Origin of the sequence: Aliishimia ponticola (assembly GCF_004803475.1) — a bacterium.
GTDB classification, from domain to species: Bacteria; Pseudomonadota; Alphaproteobacteria; order Rhodobacterales; family Rhodobacteraceae; genus Aliishimia; species Aliishimia ponticola.
Genome location: NZ_SRKY01000001.1, coordinates 68316 through 90496, shown reverse-complemented (window position 1 = coordinate 90496; position 22181 = coordinate 68316). Strand labels below are relative to the sequence as shown.

At 61.8% G+C, this 22181-nt stretch carries 24 protein-coding genes and 1 tRNA gene; 11 read left to right on the top strand and 14 right to left on the bottom strand.

Annotation, left to right across the window (positions count from 1 at the left end):
- Window positions 1-27: 27 nt before the first annotated feature.
- A complete protein-coding gene (locus E4Z66_RS00470; RefSeq protein WP_136460978.1) occupies window positions 28-1365 on the bottom strand; it encodes a tyrosine-type recombinase/integrase in 1338 nt (445 codons plus the stop codon).
- A gap of 92 nt (window positions 1366-1457) precedes the next feature.
- Window positions 1458-1533, bottom strand: a tRNA-Thr gene (locus E4Z66_RS00465).
- A gap of 184 nt (window positions 1534-1717) precedes the next feature.
- On the opposite strand from E4Z66_RS00465, the gene E4Z66_RS00460 reads away from it, so the two are divergent.
- Entirely contained in the window at window positions 1718-2593 is an 876-nt protein-coding gene (locus E4Z66_RS00460) for a hypothetical protein (RefSeq protein ID WP_136460977.1), read from the top strand.
- 12 nt (window positions 2594-2605) lie between these two features.
- On the opposite strand, the gene E4Z66_RS00455 is transcribed toward E4Z66_RS00460, so the two are convergent.
- Window positions 2606-2875, bottom strand: a complete 270-nt coding sequence (locus E4Z66_RS00455; RefSeq protein ID WP_136460976.1) for a DUF2312 domain-containing protein — start codon at window positions 2873-2875, stop codon at window positions 2606-2608.
- Window positions 2876-3016: 141 nt separating this feature from the next.
- Between E4Z66_RS00455 and E4Z66_RS00450 the strand changes: the two genes are divergently transcribed.
- On the top strand, window positions 3017-3241 hold the full coding sequence (locus E4Z66_RS00450) for a hypothetical protein (RefSeq protein WP_211097088.1): 225 nt from the start codon (window positions 3017-3019) through the stop codon (window positions 3239-3241).
- A gap of 44 nt (window positions 3242-3285) precedes the next feature.
- Here E4Z66_RS00450 and E4Z66_RS00445 read toward each other — a convergent pair whose 3' ends face one another.
- The gene (locus E4Z66_RS00445; RefSeq protein ID WP_136460975.1) at window positions 3286-3504 is read right to left on the bottom strand and encodes a hypothetical protein; all 219 of its coding nucleotides are present in this window, start codon (window positions 3502-3504) and stop codon (window positions 3286-3288) included.
- 218 nt (window positions 3505-3722) lie between these two features.
- Here E4Z66_RS00445 and E4Z66_RS00440 point away from each other — a divergent pair, with 218 nt between their 5' ends.
- Window positions 3723-4151: a protein tyrosine phosphatase family protein gene (locus E4Z66_RS00440; RefSeq protein WP_136460974.1), complete on the top strand. Its 429-nt coding sequence runs from the start codon at window positions 3723-3725 to the stop codon at window positions 4149-4151.
- Window positions 4152-4174: 23 nt separating this feature from the next.
- On the opposite strand, the gene E4Z66_RS00435 is transcribed toward E4Z66_RS00440, so the two are convergent.
- The 5 genes from E4Z66_RS00435 to E4Z66_RS00415 form a co-directional block, all read right to left on the bottom strand.
- A complete protein-coding gene (locus E4Z66_RS00435) occupies window positions 4175-5446 on the bottom strand; it encodes a FliM/FliN family flagellar motor switch protein (protein ID WP_136460973.1) in 1272 nt (423 codons plus the stop codon).
- A 60-nt stretch (window positions 5447-5506) separates the two neighbouring features.
- Window positions 5507-8191: a sensor histidine kinase gene (locus E4Z66_RS00430; protein WP_136460972.1), complete on the bottom strand. Its 2685-nt coding sequence runs from the start codon at window positions 8189-8191 to the stop codon at window positions 5507-5509.
- Window position 8192: 1 nt separating this feature from the next.
- Window positions 8193-8462 (bottom strand): hypothetical protein, encoded by a 270-nt coding sequence (locus E4Z66_RS00425; protein WP_136460971.1) that lies wholly within the window; start codon window positions 8460-8462, stop codon window positions 8193-8195.
- 34 nt (window positions 8463-8496) lie between these two features.
- Window positions 8497-8865: a response regulator transcription factor gene (locus E4Z66_RS00420; RefSeq protein ID WP_136460970.1), complete on the bottom strand. Its 369-nt coding sequence runs from the start codon at window positions 8863-8865 to the stop codon at window positions 8497-8499.
- Window positions 8866-8985: 120 nt separating this feature from the next.
- Window positions 8986-10272: a helix-turn-helix transcriptional regulator gene (locus E4Z66_RS00415; RefSeq protein ID WP_136460969.1), complete on the bottom strand. Its 1287-nt coding sequence runs from the start codon at window positions 10270-10272 to the stop codon at window positions 8986-8988.
- Window positions 10273-10497: 225 nt separating this feature from the next.
- Here E4Z66_RS00415 and E4Z66_RS00410 point away from each other — a divergent pair, with 225 nt between their 5' ends.
- The 5 genes from E4Z66_RS00410 (at window position 10498) to E4Z66_RS00390 (ending at window position 15705) form a co-directional block, all read left to right on the top strand.
- A complete protein-coding gene (locus E4Z66_RS00410) occupies window positions 10498-11844 on the top strand; it encodes a substrate-binding protein (RefSeq protein ID WP_136462081.1) in 1347 nt (448 codons plus the stop codon).
- 84 nt (window positions 11845-11928) lie between these two features.
- On the top strand, window positions 11929-12951 hold the full coding sequence (locus E4Z66_RS00405) for a branched-chain amino acid ABC transporter permease (protein WP_136460968.1): 1023 nt from the start codon (window positions 11929-11931) through the stop codon (window positions 12949-12951).
- 3 nt (window positions 12952-12954) lie between these two features.
- A complete protein-coding gene (locus E4Z66_RS00400; RefSeq protein WP_136460967.1) occupies window positions 12955-14160 on the top strand; it encodes a branched-chain amino acid ABC transporter permease in 1206 nt (401 codons plus the stop codon).
- An 11-nt stretch (window positions 14161-14171) separates the two neighbouring features.
- Window positions 14172-14936 (top strand): ABC transporter ATP-binding protein, encoded by a 765-nt coding sequence (locus tag E4Z66_RS00395; RefSeq protein WP_136460966.1) that lies wholly within the window; start codon window positions 14172-14174, stop codon window positions 14934-14936.
- A gap of 13 nt (window positions 14937-14949) precedes the next feature.
- Window positions 14950-15705 carry an ABC transporter ATP-binding protein gene (locus tag E4Z66_RS00390; RefSeq protein ID WP_136460965.1) on the top strand — a complete coding sequence of 252 codons (756 nt, stop codon included), beginning with the start codon at window positions 14950-14952 and terminating at the stop codon, window positions 15703-15705.
- Window positions 15706-16351: 646 nt separating this feature from the next.
- Here the strand turns inward: E4Z66_RS00390 and E4Z66_RS00385 are convergent.
- Window positions 16352-17857, bottom strand: coding sequence for an AMP-binding protein (locus E4Z66_RS00385; RefSeq protein ID WP_136460964.1), 1506 nt, complete (start codon window positions 17855-17857; stop codon window positions 16352-16354).
- Between the two features lie 146 nt (window positions 17858-18003).
- On the opposite strand from E4Z66_RS00385, the gene accB reads away from it, so the two are divergent.
- The 3 genes from accB to aat are packed head-to-tail and all read left to right on the top strand — an operon-like array spanning window position 18004 to window position 20504.
- The gene (gene accB / locus E4Z66_RS00380; protein ID WP_136460963.1) at window positions 18004-18492 is read left to right on the top strand and encodes an acetyl-CoA carboxylase biotin carboxyl carrier protein; all 489 of its coding nucleotides are present in this window, start codon (window positions 18004-18006) and stop codon (window positions 18490-18492) included.
- Between the two features lie 12 nt (window positions 18493-18504).
- Window positions 18505-19848: an acetyl-CoA carboxylase biotin carboxylase subunit gene (gene accC / locus E4Z66_RS00375; RefSeq protein WP_136460962.1), complete on the top strand. Its 1344-nt coding sequence runs from the start codon at window positions 18505-18507 to the stop codon at window positions 19846-19848.
- Between the two features lie 2 nt (window positions 19849-19850).
- The gene (gene aat / locus E4Z66_RS00370) at window positions 19851-20504 is read left to right on the top strand and encodes a leucyl/phenylalanyl-tRNA--protein transferase (RefSeq protein ID WP_136460961.1); all 654 of its coding nucleotides are present in this window, start codon (window positions 19851-19853) and stop codon (window positions 20502-20504) included.
- On the opposite strand, the gene E4Z66_RS00365 is transcribed toward aat, so the two are convergent.
- The 4 genes from E4Z66_RS00365 to E4Z66_RS00350 form a co-directional block, all read right to left on the bottom strand.
- Complete coding sequence (locus E4Z66_RS00365) at window positions 20468-20830, bottom strand: DUF2155 domain-containing protein (protein WP_136460960.1); 363 nt, start codon at window positions 20828-20830, stop codon at window positions 20468-20470. The two genes, aat and E4Z66_RS00365, sit on opposite strands and share 37 nt — an antisense overlap.
- Window positions 20827-21276, bottom strand: a complete 450-nt coding sequence (gene mlaD / locus E4Z66_RS00360; protein ID WP_136460959.1) for an outer membrane lipid asymmetry maintenance protein MlaD — start codon at window positions 21274-21276, stop codon at window positions 20827-20829. The genes E4Z66_RS00365 and mlaD overlap by 4 nt, the downstream gene beginning before the upstream one ends.
- Window positions 21277-21660: an NADH:ubiquinone oxidoreductase subunit NDUFA12 gene (locus tag E4Z66_RS00355; protein ID WP_136460958.1), complete on the bottom strand. Its 384-nt coding sequence runs from the start codon at window positions 21658-21660 to the stop codon at window positions 21277-21279.
- Between the two features lie 84 nt (window positions 21661-21744).
- Window positions 21745-22113, bottom strand: a complete 369-nt coding sequence (locus E4Z66_RS00350; protein ID WP_136460957.1) for a RidA family protein — start codon at window positions 22111-22113, stop codon at window positions 21745-21747.
- Window positions 22114-22181: the final 68 nt, after the last annotated feature.

The following is a 22181-nucleotide window of genomic DNA, read 5'->3' as shown; positions in this document are numbered from 1 at the left end:
GCAGGCCTGTGAGAGCCCCTCAGGGCATCACCCTACGGCCCTCCGCACCACCTCCGCCGCCACCTTCAGCCAAGCCGCTTCGCTGCCATACACGCGGTCACCAAGGTTCCCTGCCGCATGGCCCATGATACGGTGTTCAATCCGGGGGTCTGCACCAGCTTCGATGAGCTTGTCCTTGAAGTTGTGGCGGAGGCTGTAGACTACATGCCGCCTATCATCCGTCACAGCCCTTACATGCTTGTTCATGGCCGCAGAGAGCCGCTCAGCGCCTCCCTCGCGGGCATAGTGCGGGAACAGTAGGGTTTCACCTTCTGCCAGTTTTATGGCCCCTTGAGCGGCTTCCAGAGCATCTCCTGCGAGGGGGACCAAACGGTGGCTTGCCTCAGTCTTGATGCGTCTGTCTTCGTGCCATGTGACGTGGATGTGGGGCGTTTCGTGATCGATCTTCACATCCTTAAGCCGAAGCCCAGAGATTTCACTAGGGCGACAGCCAGTGCCTTCCAGAAGACGCCAGATCAACAGCAGCTCAGGACGCTTGCTGCGGGACAGCCGCTCGCGCACTTTGGCAATGACCTCCACGGGCAACGGAAGGCGGGCCTTACGGTCAACCGTAGGTGCTGCGCCGCTGGTTTTGACTTCCAGCTTGCGGAAGGGATTGGCCACATTGTTAACCAGATCGAACTCGACCAAGGCCAGCTCGACAATTGCCCGAACAGTATTCAATTCCCGTCTTATTGTTCCTGCGGACAGGGGATTGCCGGTGGGTGTCTTGGAGTTTTGGAGGTGGCCGAGGAGCTTCCTGCCATGTTGCCTACGCAGCTCAGCAATCGGCAGCTTGGACAGCTTGCCCAACGCTTCCTCGGTCTTCTTTCTCACCCGCGCCAGCCTGTTCCTCGGACCTCGCCCTTGGCTGTCGTCGATCTTCTCCCGCGCGTAGAGGTCGAAAGCATCTGCGAGAGTGTATGCCGGAGGTGCTGCATCGGGCTGGATAACGGCCCGATAGAGCATGGGGTCACCTTGGTGTCGTGCAATGTCTTCCGCCAAGACCTGCCGAACCAACTCATCACCGCCGTGAGCGCCTTCAAGCAACCGCTGTGCTTCCTGCAGAGCTTCCTGCCAGCGTGCGCGGGGAGACATGTTCTCTCGCTCCTCCACAGAACGCCTGTGCGCCGCCACAATTGCCTCAAACTCTGCTGATAGGACTTCCCACTCGGCGACCATAGCGGGGCCTGAGCGGGCTTTAAGCGGCTTCTGGAAGACAGTTTCCCCCCGGACCTCGGCCACATCCTTCGGCCAGCGCCTGCGGAACCTTTTCCGGCCTCCACTAAGTTCGTCGATATACTTGAGCTTCATTGTCACGACCATGCAAGTGTCCTCGAAGTGTCCCAGAATGTGTCCTGAAACAGCAACGCAAGAGCTTGTTAATCAATGAAAACAGGGCCTTCGACGGAAGGTAATGGTGCCCCCACACGGACTCGAACCGCGGACCTACTGATTACAAATCAGTTGCTCTACCAGCTGAGCTATAGGGGCGACCGTTCCGGCCTGCGCCGGTGCGGTAGGCGCGCTATATCAAGAACGTGGGCCGGGTTGCAAACCAAAAAATGCATCATGCACAGCAAATTGGTCACATCCCTCAACTGACCGTGGCCATGCGTCTGGTCGCCACAGTCGGAGATTGTATAGTCGGTCAATCACAGGCTTGATTCAGACCTACATGCATATTGTTTTACACACGGGCGCGCATTTTACCGAAGAAGAACGGTTGATGAAGTGCCTGCTCCGCAACAAGGAAGATTTCTCGCGTCGCGGGGTGGCTGTGCCGGGACCGGGACGCTATCGGCGTTTGCTGCGCGAGACCTTCGGCGCCCTGAAGGAGACGGAACCGACCGAGGACGCGCGCGAGGTGCTTCTGGATGCGATTCTCGATCAGGAAAACGCCGAACGGGTGATTCTGTCGAACGCGCATTTCTTCGGTGCCCCCCGCTCTTCCGTGAATAACGGTCAGCTTTATCCCAAGGCAATCGAACGGCTGCAAAGCCTCGTCACGCTATTTCCCGATGACCGGATCGAGATGTTCATGGCGATGCGCAATCCGGCGACCTTCCTGCCCGCCGCGTTCGACCGGTCCCCCAAGGAATATATCGCAGGCTTTCTGGGTGGCGTTCTGCCTGAGGAAATCCTCTGGTCCGACTTCTTCATGATGGTGCGCGAAGAGTTTCCCCAGATCCAGATCACCACCTGGTGCAACGAGGATGCGCCGCTGCTTTGGGCGCAAATCATTCGCGAAATGGCCGGGTTGGAGCCGGGCCAGAAGATCATCGGTGGGTTCGACCTGCTGTCGTCCATCATGTCGCGCGAAGGAATGCAGCGCTTTCGCGCTTATCTCAAATCGCATCCGACGATGAATGAGATGCAGAAACGCCGGGTCATGGCGGCGTTTCTCGACAAGTTCGCCATTGATGAAGCCATCGAAGAGGAACTCGACCTGCCCGGCTGGACCGAAGAATTGGTCGAACGGATGACGACCGTCTATGACGACGACATGCTGGAGGTGCAGCGCATCCCGGGCGTGACGCTGATCATGCCCTAGGATGTGGTGCGCTTAGCTCATGCCAAGCGCTTCCTTGTACATCTCAAGCACGGCTTCTTCTTCGGCGATGTCGTCCTTGTCACGCTTGCGCAGCGCCACGACCTTGCGCATCACCTTGGTGTCATAGCCGCGGGCCTTCGCCTCTGCCATGACCTCTTTCTGCTGCTCTGCAATGTCCTTCTTTTCTTGTTCCAGACGCTCGTAACGCTCGATGAACTGGCGCAGTTCGTCGGCGGTCACGCGGTAGCTGTCGGGCTTGGTATCTTCGAGGACATCGTTCATCGCATGCGCTCCCATGGGTCAATCAGGCCCCTGACCTAGCGCCGCTGCGCGCTTGCTTCAAGCGGATTTGGCACGACGCCCTCTGCGTCTGGCTTGCACCGCGCGGGCCTGCGCGCTATCCGCCACGCGGAGGCATATGGCATGACGATTTTCACGATCTTGATCTGGTGCGGCGCGGCACTGACCCTTGGCGGATTGGCGCTGCTGCTGTGGTGCATCCTTCAGGTCGCAAAAGCGCGGCGCACCACCACAGAGGATGCGGAGATGCGCGTGCTTTTGCAAAAGCTCGTCCCGGTCAATCTGGGCGCCCTCGCCCTGTCGGCCCTTGGCTTGATGCTTCTGGCCGTGGGGCTTGCACTTGGCTAATTGACCCGCCCGGTTGCAGGCAGGCTTGGACGCCCGGTGCCAAATCAGACCGGCAGGTTGTCGAACTTTGCTTCAATCGCTTCTTCCAGAAGCTGTTCATGCAGGTTGCGCATGCGGGCCGGAACTGGAACTCCGGACTCCTCCAACCCTTGCAGCATGCGGCCGAATAATGGCTGTAACTCAATACGCCGATCAGTAGAGCTTTCACGGATTTCGCGTGCCAGCCGGTCGGCGTCTGTCACCTTTGGCGCTGGTTCATACATTGTGATTCCTCCCATATGGTTCGCCGGGCCATGCGGCGCGCCGAACTGTTTTTTAATACTCCCATCCTGCGGTTTGGCCGCGGACAGCACCAGTATAAGTTGCTATCTGCGGTTGTGTCGCCTGTTTTCACGCCTAATCTTGAGCAGCAATCGAAGCGAGTGCCGGAAAAGCGGGCGTTCGCTGGACAGCCGCAATTGCGCGTCGTAATGACCGGGTTATGGATATTCGCAACATCACCCCCGAGTTTTCCGCCGCCCCGCAGTTGGATCCGCAGGACATGCCGGCAATCGCCGCTGCGGGTTTTCAAGCGGTGATCTGCAATCGCCCCGATGCGGAAGTGCCGCCCAGCCATCAGGCCGCAACTTTGCGCGCGGCCGCCGAAGCGGCGGGGTTGAGCTTTCACGAGTTGCCTCTGACGCATCAGACCTTCACGCCCGAAGCGATCGCGAAATACCGCGCGATCCTTGACCAGACGCCGGGGCGGGTTCTTGCCTATTGTGCGTCGGGGACGCGGTCGACAATCGGTTGGGCGTTGGGACAGGCGGGCGAGATGGACACCGATGACATCCTCGCAGCCGCGCGGAACGGTGGCTATGATCTGTCCAACATCCGCCCGGCATTGGAGGCCGCCGCCCACAAAGGGTGACGCAGCCCCCCCCTCTTGCGGGATCAGGCTTGCTTGATGTCCGGCAGCGACGGAAGATCGGGCAAGTCAGGCAGATCGGGAAGGTCCGGCAAATCGCCAAGCGATCCTGCAGCACCGGCATCGCCGGCGTCACCGACACCGGGAAGAACCGGCAATGCCGGCAGGTCTGGCAAATCGCTGCCTTCAATGGTCGGAGGCATCCCAAGTTCGGGATCGCCAAGACCCGGCAGATCAAGATCAGCGCCGGGAATATCTGGCAGGTCCAGACCGCCATCCAGCGCGCCTGCATCGCCCGCTTCGGCGGCGGCCATCGCCGCGTCGGCGCGCGCTTCGGCTTCGACGGCGGCATAAAGATCCGTCATCTCGACCTTGCGAGCGGCCCCATCGGCGGCACGCCGTTCATTCGGGCGCTCGCCCTGCTGCGGCAATGTCATCCGCACCGCGCGGCGTCCGCCGACCTGGCCCAGCTTGCCAGCCGCGACCTTACGGCCCGCATTGGTCAGAATCTCGGAATTTTCAAGCACGCCTTCGGGCAGTTTCAGCATATCCCCCGGTGACAGGGACGCGAGTTCTGAAAGCGGCATACGCAAACGGCACAGCGCCACCTGCAATTGCGCATTCAGCGACATGACCAGCGGCTCCAGCGTCGCGGGGGTTTCCCCGGCCTCCTCAGCGCTGGTTTTCTTCGGCGCGGAACTCTGGACGGGCGGCAGCAAGAGGTCAAGAAAGCCCTGCCGCTTACCCGCATCGACATCGATCGTGATCCGGAAATGCGTGTATTGCTGTGCCTCAAGCGCCATTTTCATCAGCCGAACCGACGGCAGATGCGCGCCAAAACGCAGGCCGGTCAGCAATTGCACCTGGGCTTCTGTATCGGGCAGCGGGCCTGCGCGTTGGAAAATCGCGTCCAGCACTGGCCCCACAAGGGCCGCATCCGTCTTGGTCGGGGCGCGTTCCGGCGCGTTTTCCGCGACCTCGCTCACCCGGCCCATGGTCTGCTGTTGCACCAGTGCGCCCACAAGCGCGCTGTCAAGCAGCGCCGCGCCGGGGCCGCGATCGGGTGTGTCGAGCAGCAGCATCAACGTGGTGTCGCCAACCTGATCCAGAACATCTTCAGCCGCGCACCGCGCCTCTGTCAGGCCAATGGCCGCCATTGCAAGTTCAAGGTCATCTTCGGCCACTTTGGACAACGTCACCCGTAGAGCCCGCGCAGCCGTCATCGCGCGGGCTTCGAATTGCTGTTGGCCTACTTGCGCTTTCCTGCGCAATGCCGAATTGGCTGTCTTATCACTCATATCCGCCGTGCCAGGCTACGTCCCTGCCGAAGGTCTTAACCCTCGTTGGTTACGATTGCCTTACTGCGCGGCCATTGCGTGAACCTTTGGCAATGTCACGCGAAAGCCGGTGCCGCCAGTGCCCGGCAGATAGCGAATGGAGCCGCCCAAACGTTCCATTATCTCGGCGCAGATCGCCAGCCCAAGCCCAGCGCCGGACCCGTCACTATCCCCAAGGCGCGAGAATTTCTCGAAGATAAGCGCTTGGTCCGCTTCGGAAATCCCAGTTCCGTTGTCGATGAAATCAATCGTCACCTCGGTATCGGTCTGGTTGGCCTGTATCGTCAGGCGCGGATTTGGCGCGGCGCAGTATTTCTGCGCGTTGGAGACAAGATTGATGAACACCTGCGTCAGCCGGTCCAGATCGGTTTGCAGCAGCACCTGTTCATTGATCCGGCGCCGGATGATTTTCATCGGCCCGTCGCCCCCGGGCTGCACCGTCTGCACCGCGCGATTGAGCAGCGTTTCCAGCGAGCCGACCTGCCGGTTCAGCGTCACTTGGCCATTCTCCAGCACGCTCAGATCCAGCAGGTCGTCCAGCAGCCGGGTCAGGCGGATCGCCTCGTCATGGATGATCGAGGCAAAGCGCGTCTTTTCATCCACCGCAAGCTCGTCGGTGTCGCGCAAAATCTCGGAGAACGCGCGGATCGAGGTCATCGGCGTGCGCAGCTCGTGGCTGATCTGGCTCAGGAAAGCGTCCTTTTGCACGGACAGCTTCTTCAGCTTGGTATTGGCTTCTTTCAACTGGCGGGCTGTGCGGCTGAGTTCGGCGGATTTTGCCTCGATCTGGTTGGAATATTCCAGAATCTGCGCGGATTCGTCCGCCACGGCGATCAGGTCTTCGACCGAAATGCCCGGCCCGCCCGCAATCTGCCCGATCATCGCATGCGCCGTGGCGGCCCCCACCGCCGCAGCCAGTTCACGTTCCAGCTTTTGAAGGAATTCCGGCGACGGGTCAGGCAGGTTGCCCGAATAGCCCTGCGCGCTGGCTTCTTGCCGGAACAGTGTGCGCGCTTCCTCCGGGCCAAGGATACGCTGCGCCATGATCAGCAGGTCTTCGCTTTGCGCTGCGGTGGCCGACCAGCCGCGCGTGGTGCCCCCGGCACGGTCGAAGACATTGACCATCTGCGCGCCCTGCAGCCGCTCCAGCGGCCTTGGGAAGGTGAAGATGGACACGCACCAGAAGGTCAGGAAGTTGAGAGACAGGCTCCACCAGACTGCATGGACCGTGGAATCGAGCGCTTCGAACCCGAACAGGGCTTGCGGGCGCAGGGCGCGGATGCCCCACGGCCCTTCGGCCAGCACTTGCGGTGTCAGCAATCCGCCCGCTCCGAAAGAGGGCAACAGCATCGTCCAGACCCAGATCACGAAGCCGACACTGACCGCCGCCAGCGCCCCGGCCCGCGTGCCGCCACGCCAGAAGATGCCGCCGATCATCGCGGGCAGAAACTGCGCCACCCCCGCGAAGGAGATCATGCCGATGGAAGCCAGCGCCGCCGATCCGCCGGAAATCCGGAAGTAAATATAGCCAAGGCCGATGATGAACATGATCGACAGGCGCCGCGCGGTGATGACCACGTGGCGCACATCGCCCGAGACAGAGGCCCCCTCCCCATGCAGCGACAGCCAGATCGGCATCACGATATGGTTGGAAACCATGGTGGCCAACGCAAGGCTGGCGACGATCACCATAGACGTTGCCGATGAAAAGCCGCCCAGAAAGGCCAGGACCGCAAGTGCATCCTTTTCAAGCAGCAGCGGCAGCGTCAGAACATAGAGATCCGGGTTGGACTCGGGCAGCATCTCCAACCCCATGACCGCGATCGGTACGACGAAAAGGCTCATCGCGAACAGATAAAGCGGAAAGAGCCAGGACGCGGTTTCCAGTTGCCGGTCATCATCATTTTCGACCACCAGCACCTGAAACATGCGCGGCAGGCACAGGAAGGCTGCGGCGGCAAGGAAGGTGACCGTGGCCCAGCGCCCGCGTTCGACCCGCCATTCGGCGATGCTGGATTGGTCGATGCGCTGCATCATCTCGCCCACGCCGCCAGCCATGCCCCAGACCACGAACGCCCCGACAGCCAGCAGTGCGACCAGCTTGACGACGGCCTCGACCGCGATCGCGATGACGATGCCGTGCTGGCGTTCATTGGCATTAAGGTTGCGGGTGCCGAACAGCATGGTGAAAAGGATCAGCCCAAAGGAAATCCAGAACGCCGCCGGGCCCTTGTTTAACGGCTCTCCGCCCGGATCAAGCTCGGCAAAGATGGCGAGTGACAGCGTCACCGATTGCAGTTGCAGCGCGATGTAGGGCGTGACCCCGATGACCGCGACCAGCGTGACCAGAACCGCCAGCGTGTTGGACTTGCCAAAGCGCGAGGAAATGAGGTCAGCAATAGACGTGACCTTATGCGTGCGCCCGATCCGCACCAGCTTGCGCAGCACCCAAAGCCAGCCGAACATCACAAGGCTTGGCCCCAGATAGATCGTCACGAATTCCATCCCGGACCGCGCCGCATAGCCAACCGCCCCGTAGAATGTCCAGGCGGTGCAGTAGATCGACAGTGACAGCGTATAGATCAGCGGCGCGCGCAGCCATTGCCGACTGCCCCGCACCGCGGCGCGTTCCGCCGCGAAGGCGACCGCGAACAGGAAGGCGACATAGGCAAGGCAGACCAGAACCAGCGAGTTCAGCGTGGTCATCTCAGCCGGACTCCGTACCTTCGGCCCCGCTCCGGTTATAGGCCCAAAGCAGCAGCGCACACAGGATCGTCAGCACCAGCCATGCGCCGAACACGAACAGCAGCGCGTCCGAGGTCATGCGTGCCTCTTCTTCGCCGGCCTGCCGCCAGAAGACCGGCAGAATGAACAGCCATGCGCCGATGAAGGGCAGCAGCCGCAGCCCGTCCAGCAGGCGGCGGCGGCGATAACTGCGCCGTTCCAGAAAGACGCCGGGTTCCAAGCGTTCGGTCATAGCGGCCCCGTGCCCCCGGCTGCGCCCGGCGTGGTCATTGCGCCGCCAGTTCGCGCACCGCCTCAAGCACCTCGACATTGGAAAACGGCTTGGTCATGAACCGGCTGGCCCCGGCCTGCGCGGCCAAATCGCGATCCTGTTCCTGCCCGCGCGCGGTCAACATCAACACCGGCAATTCCGCGAATGTCGGATTGCCCCGCAGATCGCGCAGAATATCCAGCCCGCTTTTGCCCGGAAGCATGAGATCCAGAATAACAAGATCAGGCTGACGTTCGACGATCCGCGCCATCGCGGTGTTGCCGTCAGCATGTGCTTCGACGTGCCAACCATCGCGCGTCAGCAAAAAGCGGACCGCCTCTATGATATTGGCTTCGTCTTCCACCAGCAGAACATGTTTGCGCATGCGCCAGTGTCCCCCCCATTGTTGTTTTTGGCAACGGACGTCTTGTCGCGCCCTGCTGCGTCTCGGCCTCCTCTTGCCGATGCGGCGAATATCCCGTTTTTTCGGCCTTGAGTCAAAAGATCATGCGACATCAGACAGAACCGAAGGCTCGCGCCGCCCCGGGCAATTGTCCTTGGGACAGATGCGGCAGGACGCGCCGACCTCCAGCTCTGCTGCGCCGGGCGCCGAATTGGGCAGGATCAGCATTCCCGACCGCAGCAGGGCGACCTCGTTATAGCCCGCCTGCCCGACCGGTTCTGTCACGGCATAGCAGTCGAATTTTGCCTGACGGCGGCCGACCTGTTCGACGACGCGGTGAATGACCGTCCCCGGCTGTGACAGCGCCTGAAACACAGGCCAAAGCGGGCAGGACGCGCCAAAACGCGGCAAGGCAAAGCCCGCCGTGCCCTTGCGCAGGATCAGGCTGCCCGATCGATCGGCCAACACGTAGCCCGCGCCCAGTTCCGGCAGGCAGGCCATTCGGCGCAGCACCAGCCCCACCGGCGCGCGCAGGGTCTGCGACAAGACCACCGGATCGACATGGCCCGCCGCTTCGATGGCGCGGGACAGCACGCTTGCCTTCAGCGCGCGGGCATCGGCGGCGTACCCATCCAGCACCACATGCAGGATCATCCCCGCGGTCGGGCTGAGATCGCTGGCGCTGACGATCTGCGCCGCGCTCATTGTCTCGTCCTCAAGCTCGGCCACGTGATATTCGCGCGCGGTCAGCCATTCATCGACCTCTTCCTGCGGCAGTTTCGGGCCATCCTCGCGCGCGGACGGGCCCTGTTCCAGATAGCCCGCCAGCAAACGGCTGCTATCGGCCAGCCGCGCGCTGTCGGTGTTGATATTGGTGTGGAACCTGTCCAGCCATTCCTGTTCCAGCGCGTCCGTCTCTGCAAGGATCGACGCGGTGGACCGGATCGACGCCGCCGTTGACAGCACCTCATGCACCGCAGAGGCGAGCGCCGGATCGTGGTTCAGCCTGTCGTTCAGCCCGTCGACCGTCTGCTCCAACTGGCCGACACGGGCATGGGTCGCCGCAAGCAGCCGCGCCCAGCCGGGAAAGCGGCCCGCGAATTCCTCGATCCGCTCCAACTCGACCCCCGGCAAGCCCGCGCCTGCCTCCGCCTCGCGCAACGCGCTGATCAGCGCGGCCTCTGCCCCTTCGGACAAATGCGCGCTTTCCACGCCCAGCGCTTCGGCGATCTGCAAGAGCAGTTTGCCGCCGATTCTTCGGCGATTATGCTCGATCAGATTGAGGTAAGAGGCCGAAATACCGATCTGCCGGGCAAGATCGGCCTGTCGCAGCCCGTTGATCTGACGACGTTCGCGGATACGGCTGCCTGTCAGACCGTCAATGGCCATGGGGGTGCTCTTTGGCTTTGTCGGGCAAATTCAGACCCTTTCTGCGCTGCAATATAAGATCATTTACAAAATCACCGGACACTCTGTGTAGTTATTTACAAAATACCCCTTTAACTCAAGGGGCTTATTGCGAGATTTTCAAATGCCTTGCCATAGTTGACTTGCACATTGTGCATACCTGCCATGCAGTTCATGAAGGCAGGTTACATTCTTTGGGAGGAATTCATGACCAAATCTAACCTGACTCGTCGGGGTATGCTGAAGACCGGTGCCGTCACCGGTGCCGGCGTTGCCCTGCCGACGATCTTCACGGCCTCTTCCGCAGCCGCGTTCACCAACGAGCCGACCGGATCGTCGGTCACGCTGGGCTTCAACGTGCCGCAGACCGGTCCTTACGCAGATGAGGGCGCGGACGAGCTGCGCGCCTATGAGCTGGCGGTCGAGCATCTGAATGGCGGCGGCGACGGCGGCATGATGAACACGTTCTCGTCCAAATCGCTGGACGGTTCGGGCATCCTGGGCCGCAAGGTCGAATTCGTGACCGGCGACACGCAGACCAAATCGGATGCGGCACGCGCATCCGCGAAGTCGATGATCGAAAAGGACGGCGCGGTGATGATTACCGGCGGTTCCTCCTCCGGTGTAGCGATTGCTGTGCAGGGCCTGTGCCAGGAAGCGGGCGTGATCTTCATGGCGGGTCTGACCCACTCCAACGACACGACCGGCAAGGACAAGAAGGCGAACGGCTTTCGTCACTTCTTTAACGGCTACATGTCCGGTGCGGCACTGGCGCCCGTGCTGGCCGCGCGTTATGGCAAGGACCGCCGCGCCTATCACCTGACAGCCGACTATACATGGGGTTGGACGCAGCAGGAATCCATCGCGGCCGCGACCGAAGCGCTGGGTTGGCAGACCGTCAACAACGTGCTGACGCCGCTGGCGCAGACAGACTTCTCGTCCTATGTCGCACCGGTCCTGAACTCCGGCGCGGACGTGCTGGTTCTGAACCACTACGGCGGCAACATGGTCAACTCGCTGACGGCTGCGGTGCAGTTCGGCCTGCGTGAAAAGCAGGTGAACGGCAAAGACTTCGAAATCGTCGTGCCGCTTTATTCCCGCCTGATGGCGAAGGGCGCGGGCGAGAACGTGAAGGGCATCTTCGGGTCCACCAACTGGCACTGGTCGCTGACGGATGAAGGCTCCAAAGCCTTCGTGAAATCCTTCGGCACCAAATACGGCTTCCCGCCGAGCCAGGCCGCGCATACCTGCTATGTGCAGACGCTGCTGTATGCGGATGCCGTGCAACGTGCCGGGTCGCACAACCCCTGCGCCGTGGCAGAAGCCCTTGAAGGGTTCGAGTTCGACGGCCTGGGCAACGGCCCGACACTGTACCGCGCCGAGGACCACCAGTGCTTCAAGGACGTTCTGGTCGTGAAGGGTAAGGACAACCCGACATCCGAGTTCGACCTTCTGGAGATCGTGGAAATCACACCGCGCGCACAAGTCGAGTACGCGGCAGATCACCCGATGTTCGCAGGCGGCTCGCTGGGGTCCTGCAACCCGGGCGCCTGATCGCGCGACACACACCCGTAGGGTGCGCCTGAGCGCACCCTACCCCCGGCCCGCGGGCCGTTCATCCATTCATAGGTGGGGACAATGGACGCAATCCTCCTGCAAGTTCTGAACGGCCTCGACAAGGGATCGGCATATGCGCTGATCGCTTTGGGGCTGACCCTGATTTTCGGCACGCTTGGCGTGGTGAATTTCGCGCATGGTGCGCTTTTCATGATCGGGGCGTTCTGCTCCGTCACGTTGCAGCGCATCCTCAATGCCAGCTTTGAAACCATCAGCGAGACCGAGAAGGACTTCCTCGGCAATCCGCTGAAGGTGAAGACGCCTTATGTCGAAAGCTGGTTCGGCCCCGAGGTGGGCGCTAGTATCATCGACTGGTCAGTGCCTCTGGCCATTCTCTTTGCGATCCCGATCATGATCGCCATCGGCTTCATCATGGAGCGCGGCCTGATCAAGCATTTCTACAAGCGTCCTCATGCGGATCAGATCCTCGTGACCTTTGGCCTCGCCATCGTGCTGCAAGAGGTGATCAAGGCGTTCTTCGGCGCCAACCCGATCCAGACCCCTGCCCCCGACGCGCTGTCGGGCGTGGCGCAGCTGGGGGAAGGTCTGGGGCTTCAGATTGCCTATCCGATCTGGCGGCTGATCTATATCGCCTTCGCTTTGCTGATCATCGGCGGCGTCTTTGCCTTCCTGCAATTCACCACCTTCGGGATGGTGGTCCGTGCGGGCATGGCCGACCGGGAAACCGTGGGCCTTCTGGGCATCGATATCGACAAGCGGTTCACCACCATGTTCGGGCTTGCGGCCGCCGTGGCGGGGCTTGCCGGGGTGATGTACGGGCCGATCAACGCGCCCAACTATCACATGGGCATGGACTTCCTGGTTCTAAGCTTCGTGGTGGTTGTTGTCGGCGGTATGGGGTCTTTGCCCGGTGCCGTTCTGGCCGGGTTCATCCTTGGCATCCTCGAAGCCTTCGCGTCCACCACATGGGCCACGACGACGATCCCGGGGATCAACCAGATCATCATCTACCTTGTCGCAATCATCGTCCTTTTGACCCGTCCGCGCGGTCTGATGGGCAAAAAAGGCGTGATGGAGGACTAATCAATGCTGGGTCTCAACGCAAAAGACATGAGCCTGCTTATCGTCGTCGCCATTCTGACGATGTGCGCACCGCTCATCCTCAACCCCTTCCCTGCGGACAGCGCCATGGCGCAGTTCAACGCGGGCTATCCGGACCTGATGCAGAAATTCGTGATCTTCGGCATCTTCGCGATCGGGTTCAACATCCTCTTTGGCCTGACCGGCTATCTCAGCTTCGGTCACGCCGCCTTCCTTGGCGTGGGCTCTTACAGCTGCGTGTGGATGTTCAAGCTTCTGGGCTACAACGTGCTGCCCGGCATCGCCCTGTCGGTGGTGACATCGGGGCTGTTTGCCCTGCTGATCGGGCTGATTACCCTGCGCCGGTCGGGGATCTACTTCTCGATCCTGACGCTTGCCTTCGCGCAGATGTCCTTCGCGCTGGCCTATTCGGTGCTGTCGAACCCGAAATTCAACCTGACCAATGGCGAAACAGGGCTGCAGGTCTATGCCAACGATCCCCAGTGGTTCCACAATTCGGAGCGCCTGCCGGACCTGCCGCATATCTTTGGCCTGTCCATGCGCGCCACGCAGAAAGTCAGCGTGGGCGGATGGGAGTTCCAGTTCAACACCGGGTATTACCTGTGCGCCTTCATCATGCTGATCTGCTTCTATCTGGCGATCCGCATCTTCCGTTCGCCCTTTGGGATGATGCTGCGGGCGGTGAAGTCGAACCAGCAGCGGATGAACTATACCGGGCTGAACTCGCGCCCCTACACGCTGGCGGCCTTCGTGATCTCCGGCATGTATGCCGGGCTTGCGGGCGGGCTTTTGTCGGCGGTCGACCCCTTGGCGGGTGCCGAACGGATGCAGTGGACAGCCTCGGGCGAGGTGGTTCTGATGACCATCCTGGGCGGCGCGGGCACGCTGATCGGCCCGGTTCTGGGTGCAGGGCTCATCAAGTACTTCGAGAACATCTTCTCCAAGATCAACGACAACGTGCTGCATGGCTGGTTCTCGTTCCTGCCCGACGGGATGGAAGACCTGATGGTCACGCTGATCCATCCCTTCGTCGGCAAGGGCTGGCACCTGACGCTTGGCATCATCTTCATGCTGGTCGTGACCTTCCTGCCCGGTGGGCTTGTCGAAGGCGGACAACGCATCGGCCGGATGCTGTCGCGCAAGAAGTCGAAAGAGGCGGATAGCCCCGCCTCTACCGAGCCTGCGGAATAAGGAGAGAGACAATGGGTATTCTCGAAGTCAAAAACGTGGGCAAACGGTTCGGCGGCTTGCAGGCCTTGTCCGACGTGAACCTGAGCGTGGCGGAAAACACCGTTCATGCGATCATCGGCCCCAATGGCGCGGGCAAGTCGACCTTGCTCAACTGCCTGATCGGCAAGCTGATCCCCGATACCGGGTCGGTCAGCTTTGACGGCCAGTCGGTGCTGGGGCGCAAACCGTTCGAAATCTGCCAGATGGGGATCAGCCGGGTGTTTCAGACGCCGGAAATCTTCGGTGACCTGACGGTGATGGAAAACATGATGATCCCCGGCTTCGCCAAGCGGGACGGTGCCTTCGAACTCAACCCCATGCAGCGCCTGCTGGCGCAGAAGGACGTGATCGCCCATGCCGAACACGCGCTGGAGGATATGGGGCTGGCCGACAAACGCCATATGAACGCGGCTTCCATGTCCCGCGGGGACAAACGGCGGCTGGAAATCGCCATGTGCCTCAGCCAGGACCCGCGCCTGCTGTTGCTGGACGAACCGACCGCCGGCATGGCCCGTGCGGACACCAACAACACGATCGATCTGCTCAAGCGCATCAAGGACGAACGCGATATCACCATCGCGATCATCGAACACGACATGCATGTGGTGTTCTCCCTTGCGGAACGGATCACCGTTCTGGCCCAGGGCACGCCGCTGGTCGAAGACACACCCGACAACATCAAGGGTCACCCGAAGGTGCGCGAAGCGTATCTCGGCGAAACCCAAGAAGTGGCATAAGGGAGGCCGCGCCATGAACGTCAAACCTGACTTCTCCAAGGGCATCAACCACGCGGAAACCGCCCCCGCCTTCCTGTCGGTCTGGGATATGCACGCCTATTACGGCGAGAGCTATATCGTGCAGGGCATTTCCTTCAACGTGCATGAGGGCGAGATCCTCGCGCTGCTGGGGCGCAACGGGGCGGGCAAGACCTCTACCCTGCGGTCCATCGCACGGATTGGCGATCCGCAAGTGACCCATGGGGAAATCTGGCTGGACCACCAGCCGTTGCACAAGATGTCCAGCCACGAAGCCGCGCGTGTCGGCCTTGGTCTGGTGCCCGAAGATCGCCGCATCATTCCGGGCCTCACGGTCGAGGAAAACATCAAGCTGGCGCAGATCGCCCCGCCCATCGGCTGGTCCATCGAGCGTCTGTATGACCTGTTCCCCCGGCTGGGCGAGCGGCGCAACCAAGAGGGCGTGACCCTGTCGGGCGGCGAGCAGCAGATGCTGGCCATCGCCCGCGCCTTGTCCCGCGACATCAAGGTGCTGCTGCTGGATGAACCCTATGAGGGGCTGGCCCCGGTCATCGTGGACGAGATCGAAAAGACCCTGCGCGTGATCAAGGAACAGGGGATGACCACGATCCTGGTGGAGCAGAACGCCGTGCGCGCGCTGCAACTGGCGGACCGTGCGGTGATCCTCGACACGGGCGGGATCGTCTTCGATGGCAGCGCGTCAGAGGTGCTGGAGAACGCCGAACTGCGGGCCGAATACCTCGCCATCTGAGCCGCATCACCCACGCAACGACCAAAGCCGGGCCCCCTGCCCGGCTTTTTCTTTGCGCGCGGCCTGCCCGTGCGCCCGCCACCACTGTGCGGATTCGCAACACTGCGGAACCGGAACACAACCGGAACAAGAACCCGCCGCAGGTGGCGCGAACACTCCGGTAAGTTTCGTGATAATTGTTTCGACAACAATCACAATTAAGGAGAAATTGAAGATTTTAGTTTGAAACTGGCCAAGTTGTGGCATGATGTTCTTGCCCGTCTGGGGGGTACAAGTTCTAACGATAGCTCGCAGTTTCCGACACTAAGTCGGCCCTGCTTTTCTTCAGTTTTCCCCTGTGGGAAGCGACCGGTACTGGCGTTTTTTGCCGATAGTGCCGCACCTTCTCGGGCGAGCGTTTTTTGAGGGAGGGGTCGTGAACGCGCAGCGTTTCGGTCTCGGTAGATTAAAGACAAACGATTACTACTGTTCATTGAAAATGCGCGCGGGTCCTTCATGTTTCCCGTTCGCGGTCAATATTGGGTACGGCGCTACGGGCGTGTCAGGTGGGAGCCGGGCACGCCCGTAGTTTGTCTTATGGGGGCTTTGGGACGGTGCGGCGGCGCCTTGACCGCCCCGCCCTTGCCCCTGCCCCGCGCAGCCCGCGCTACTTTCCAGCAAGGCGCGCGCGCAGCACTGTCTTCAGCACCTTGCCGTAATTATTCTTCGGCAGCGCGTCGATCCGCAGATATGTCTTTGGGCGCTTGAAACGGGCGATCTGATCCAGACACAGCGCGTCCAGTTCCGCCTCTGCTGCGGTGCCGACGATGAAGGCCACGACCTCTTCGCCCCATTCGGGATGCGGGCGGCCGACCACGCTGACCTCCGTGACATCGGGATGGGATTGCAGCACCTCTTCCACCTCGCGCGGATAGACGTTGGAGCCGCCGGTGATGATCAGATCCTTCGACCGGTCCTGCAAGGTAACATAGCCATCGGCATCCATCGCGCCCATGTCCCCGGTCATCAGCCAGCCGCCTTGCAACGCGCGCGCCGTGGCGTCGGGGTTTTGCCAATAGCCCGGCATCACCACATCGCCGCGCACCATGATCTCTCCCGTCTCGCCGGTCGGCAGGGGTTTTCCTGCCGCGTCGCCGATCTGCACCTCGACCGCCGATTGCGCGCGCCCCACCGACCCCAGCCGTGTCTGCCAGCGGGCATGGCTGCGATCAGCCACGTCATGACGCGACAGCGCCGTAATTCCCATCGGGCATTCGCCCTGCCCGTATATCTGCGCGAAGACCGGGCCGAACTGGTCAACCGCATCCAGAATGTCGGCGGTATACATCGGCCCGCCCGCATAGACGACGGTGCGCAATCCGTCGCCGCGCATCCCGTCCGCCCGCGCGACTTCGGTCATGCGTTTGACCATGGTGGGCGCGGCGAACATGTGAACCGAACCGAAATGCGCCGCGAGATCGAAAATCTCGGCCGGATCGAAGCCACCGGATTGCGGACAGATATGGGCCGCGCCTGCGCGCACATGCATGGGATTATAGATGCCCGCGCCATGGCTGAGCGGAGCGGCATAAAGCGCCGCATCCTCCGCCCGGACGTGATCTACATCGACCTGATAGCTCATCGACATGGTCATCAGCATCCGGTGCGTGATCATCACGCCCTTGGGCTTGCCCGTCGTGCCCGAAGTATAGAACAGCCATGCCAGATCGTCGGCGCCGCGCTCTGCGATCCCGGTGGCGGGCGGCTGCGCGATCATGCCGGCATAGCCATCCTCCGTCACATCGCAGATCGGCGTCTCGACCCCTGCGGCCTCAAGCGCCTGCGCGTGGCTCGGCCCGGCAAAGACCAAGGTTGCGCCGGAGTTTTCGAGGATGAATGCCGCCTCGCGCCCGTGCAGCTTGGCATTGATCGGAACCGCCACTGCGCCCGCGGCCCAGATGCCGTATTGCGCCACCAGATATTCCGGGCAGTTTTGCATGAACAGCGCCACCCGGTCCCCGGCGCGCAGTCCGATCAGCCGCAGCGCGCGGGCGATGGACAACGCCTGCGCATGAAACTGCCCGTAATCCGCCACCGCCACGCGCCCTCGAAACAAGGCAGGGCGATCAGGGTGCAATTGCGCCGTGCGCGCAAGCCAGCTTGCGATATTCATGGTTCACTCCTCCGCATAAAGGTTTACGTAGGGGGAAGAAGGAGGTCAAAGCCTCCTTTTCACTGCTGCGGGCATGGCCTATAAGCTCGCCCTGAAAATGGGCCAGAACGGCAGACAACGAGCCCGGGAACTATCGAGGATTCTCCATGACCAAAAGCAAGCATGACGCGGACGTGGCCTTTATCAGTGCATTGGCCGAATTGCTGCGTGAAAACGATCTGACGGAACTGCAGGTCAAACGCGAATATGCGGAAGCCGACAGCTTGAACGTGCGCGTCAGCCGCCAAACCAACACGGTGGTCACGCATGCTGCCCCGGCGGCCCCTGCTGTGGCAGTGGACGCGGCCCCTGCCGCAGCCCCTGCCGCCGCCGCGAGCGAGGCCGCAGACCCGGCCAGCCATCCCGGCGCGGTCGTGTCGCCGATGGTGGGCACCGTCTATATGCAGGCGGAACCGGGCGCAGCGCCGTTCATCAAGACCGGCGACACCGTGCAGGAAGGCGATACGCTGCTCATCGTCGAAGCGATGAAGACCATGAACCACATTCCTGCGCCGACATCCGGCAAGGTCGCGCGTATCCTCGTCGAAGACGGGGCCGCGGTGGAATACGGTGCACCGCTCGTGATCCTCGAATAAGGGGCGCAGAGCATGTTTTCGAAGATCCTGATTGCCAACCGTGGCGAAATCGCGCTTCGCGTGATCCGGGCCGCCCGCGAGATGGGCATCGGTTCGGTCGCCGTCCACTCGACGGCGGATGCCGATGCGATGCATGTGCGCATGGCCGATGAATCCGTGTGTATCGGGCCACCGGCCTCTGCCGACAGCTATCTGAACTTCCCCGCCATCATCGCGGCCTGCGAAGTGACCGGGGCCGAGGCGATCCACCCCGGCTATGGCTTTCTGTCGGAAAACGCGAATTTCGTTCAGATCGTCGAAGATCACGATCTGACCTTTATCGGCCCCACGGCGGAACATATCCGCGTGATGGGCGACAAGATCACCGCCAAGGACACCATGAAAAAGCTGGGCGTGCCCTGCGTTCCGGGGTCCGAGGGCGGCGTACCGGACCTTGAGACCGCGCGCACATTGTCGGCCGAGATGGGCTATCCCGTCATCATCAAGGCGACAGCCGGTGGCGGCGGGCGCGGCATGAAAGTCGCCACGTCCGAGGCGGATATCGCCCATGCGTTCCAGACGGCCCGATCGGAAGCCAAGGCCGCCTTTGGCAATGACGAAGTCTATATCGAAAAATACCTGCAAAAGCCCCGCCATATCGAGATTCAGGTCTTTGGCGACGGGCGCGGCCGCGCTGTCCATCTGGGTGAGCGGGACTGCTCCTTGCAGCGCCGTCACCAGAAAGTGTTCGAAGAGGCCCCCGGCCCCGCCATCAGCGCCGAGGAACGCGCGCGCATCGGTAAGATCTGCGCCGACGCGGTGGCGCGGATCAACTATACCGGCGCCGGTACGATCGAATTCCTCTACGAGGATGGCGAGTTCTACTTCATCGAGATGAACACCCGCCTCCAGGTGGAACACCCGGTGACAGAAGCGATCTTTGGCGTCGATCTGGTGCGCGAACAAATCCGTGTCGCCGCCGGGCTTCCCATGTCCTTTGAACAGGACGATCTGCAAATCAACGGCCACGCCATCGAAGTGCGGATCAATGCGGAAACCTTCCCCGGTTTCGCGCCGCGCCCCGGTAAAATCTCGGCCTTCCATGCGCCGGGCGGGCTTGGGGTTCGGATGGATTCCGCGCTGTATGACGGCTATTCCATCCCGCCCTATTACGACAGCCTGATTGCCAAGTTGATCGTGCATGGGCGTGACCGGGCCGAAGCGATTGCGCGCCTCAACCGCGCCTTGGGCGAATTGATCGTGGACGGGATCGAAACCACGGTGCCGCTGTTCCACGCCTTGCTGCAAGAACCGGACATCCATTCGGGGCAGTACAACATCCACTGGCTGGAACGCTGGCTCGCCGAGATGGAGTGACCATGAAGGACGACACGGGCGAACCCTTTCTGACCCCGGAGTTGCTCCTTCACGGCTATTCTATCGGCATCTTCCCCATGGCGGAACGTCGGAACGACCCGGAGGTTTTCTGGGTCGATCCGAAACGCCGGGGCATCATCCCCATGGACGGACTTCATCTGTCGCGGTCGCTCAAGCGGCGGATGCGCAAACCCGATGTGTCGGTGACGCTCAACCGGGCGTTCGACACGGTTCTGGACGCCTGCGGCGACCGGGACGAGACATGGATCAACGACGAGTTGGCCGAGCTTTACCGCGAATTGCACAGGCTTGGCCGCGCCCATTCGCTTGAGGTCTGGTATGGCGACAGGCTGGCGGGCGGTGTCTATGGCGTCAGCATCGCCTCTGCTTTCTTCGGGGAGAGCATGTTTTCAAACGCGCGCGACGGGTCGAAAATCGCGCTGGCCTGCCTGTTGCCGCATCTGCGCGCCTGCGGCTTCCGGCTGTTCGACACGCAATTCATCACGCCGCATCTGGCCAGCCTTGGCGGTATCGAGATCACCCGGCAGGTTTATCACCAAAAGTTGGAAGAAGCCTTGCGCCACCCGGCGCGCATTGACGCGGTGCCGCTAAAGCAGCCTCAGGACGTCATACAGCCGATTACCCAGATGTCGTAGCGCGCGTGGTCCAGCGCGCTCAGCGCCGGAGCGCTGGCGATCATCCAGCCCTCGAAGACCGGCTCGTCGCGTCCGGTCTCGCGGATTTCGATCCCGACATAGGCATCACCGGACCGGTTGCCTTCGGGATAGCGGCATTCGGACACGGCGATATCAAGACGGCCCACACGCGCCGCCGTGCCGTTGCGCAGTTCGAAGTCAGCCGTGCTGCCGGACACCTTGTCCAGAACGCGCAGCACCGCCCCCGGCGCCACAGCGGTTCTGGCCTGCGCCGACAGCGCGCTCGCCCCGACGATCAGGGACAGGCTGACCAGCAAACGGATCATTCTTCCGACCCGCTCACGAATTTCAGCAGCAACGAGATCAAGCTGACCGCGCCCTGCGTATCGGAGATTTCGTCCCCCGGCTCAAAATAGAAGGGCGACCCGCCGGGCATGATTTCCACGAAATTGCCGCCCAGAAGACCTTCGGAAGAAACGACGATCGCGCTGTCATCGGGGATTTCGATCCCTTCCTGGACCGCGACAACCGTATCCGCGCGATAGGTTTCGCTGTTCAGAACCACATCCGTGACCGTGCCGACCTTGACGCCCGCAAGACGGACATCGGTGCCAACGCCCACCCCTTCGAGAGAGCGGAACGACGCCGTCAACGGATAGGACGCCCCGCCCGAGGACAGCCCCGCGATCTGACCCGCGTAGATGGCAAAGCCGATGGCGGCCGCAAGCACGACCCCACCGACAAGAACTTCAGTCGTATTGCTTTGTGACACTTATTCCGGGCTCCACGCCTCATAATCCGACCGCGGCTTCGGCTCGACACGCCGAATAGACCCGGCGGGGGCATAGGCCAGCGGCGTGCCGGTCAGGTTTTCCTGATGCGGCTTTTCCCATGGCTTGTGCGCCAAAGGCTTCTCGGTCGGCGGCTCATCCCATGTGCGGTGCAGCCAGCCATGCCATTCGGGGCTGATCCGGCTGGCTTCCGCCTCGCCGTTGAAGATCACCCAACGCTTCGAATCGTCGGCATTGCGGTAGAAGATGTTGCCCTGATCATCCTCGCCCACCTTTTCGCCTTTGCGCCAAGTGTAAAGCTGTGTGTTCAGGGTCTGGCCGTTCCACCAAGTGACGGCGCGCAGAAGGGAGTTGAGAATGCCCATAAGTGCCTCCGGTTCGCTCTCGTTGCATATGGCCGATTTGCAGCGCCACGTCCAGTGGACAGAGCGCCACGGGATCGGCCTGACTTAAGTGTCGCCCGGCAGAACCGCCGTGACTTCGATCTCGATCCGGTATTTGGGATCGATCAGCCCGCATTCGATCATCGTGGCGGCAGGCGGGGCTGCGCCGAAGGTTTCGGCAAGGATCGGCCAGCAAGGTTCGAATTCGCGTCTGTCGGGCAGCATATAGGTGACGCGGACCGCATCGGCGAAGCTGCAGCCGGCCTCCTGCAAGGCCGCGCCAATGATCTGCAAGGCGCTGCGGCATTGATCGGTGACACTGTCCCCCTGCCCGACGGTACCGGCCACATGGACGAACCCGCCCGCAATGACCGCGCGGCAATAGCCGATCTTTGCTTCGAACTCTCCGCCCGACGATATTCTGCGTATGCTCATGCCGACCCTTTTCTTCCTGTGCTGCGGGACGGTGGGTGGGGCGCCTTCCGGGCCCTTGCCCGGAACAG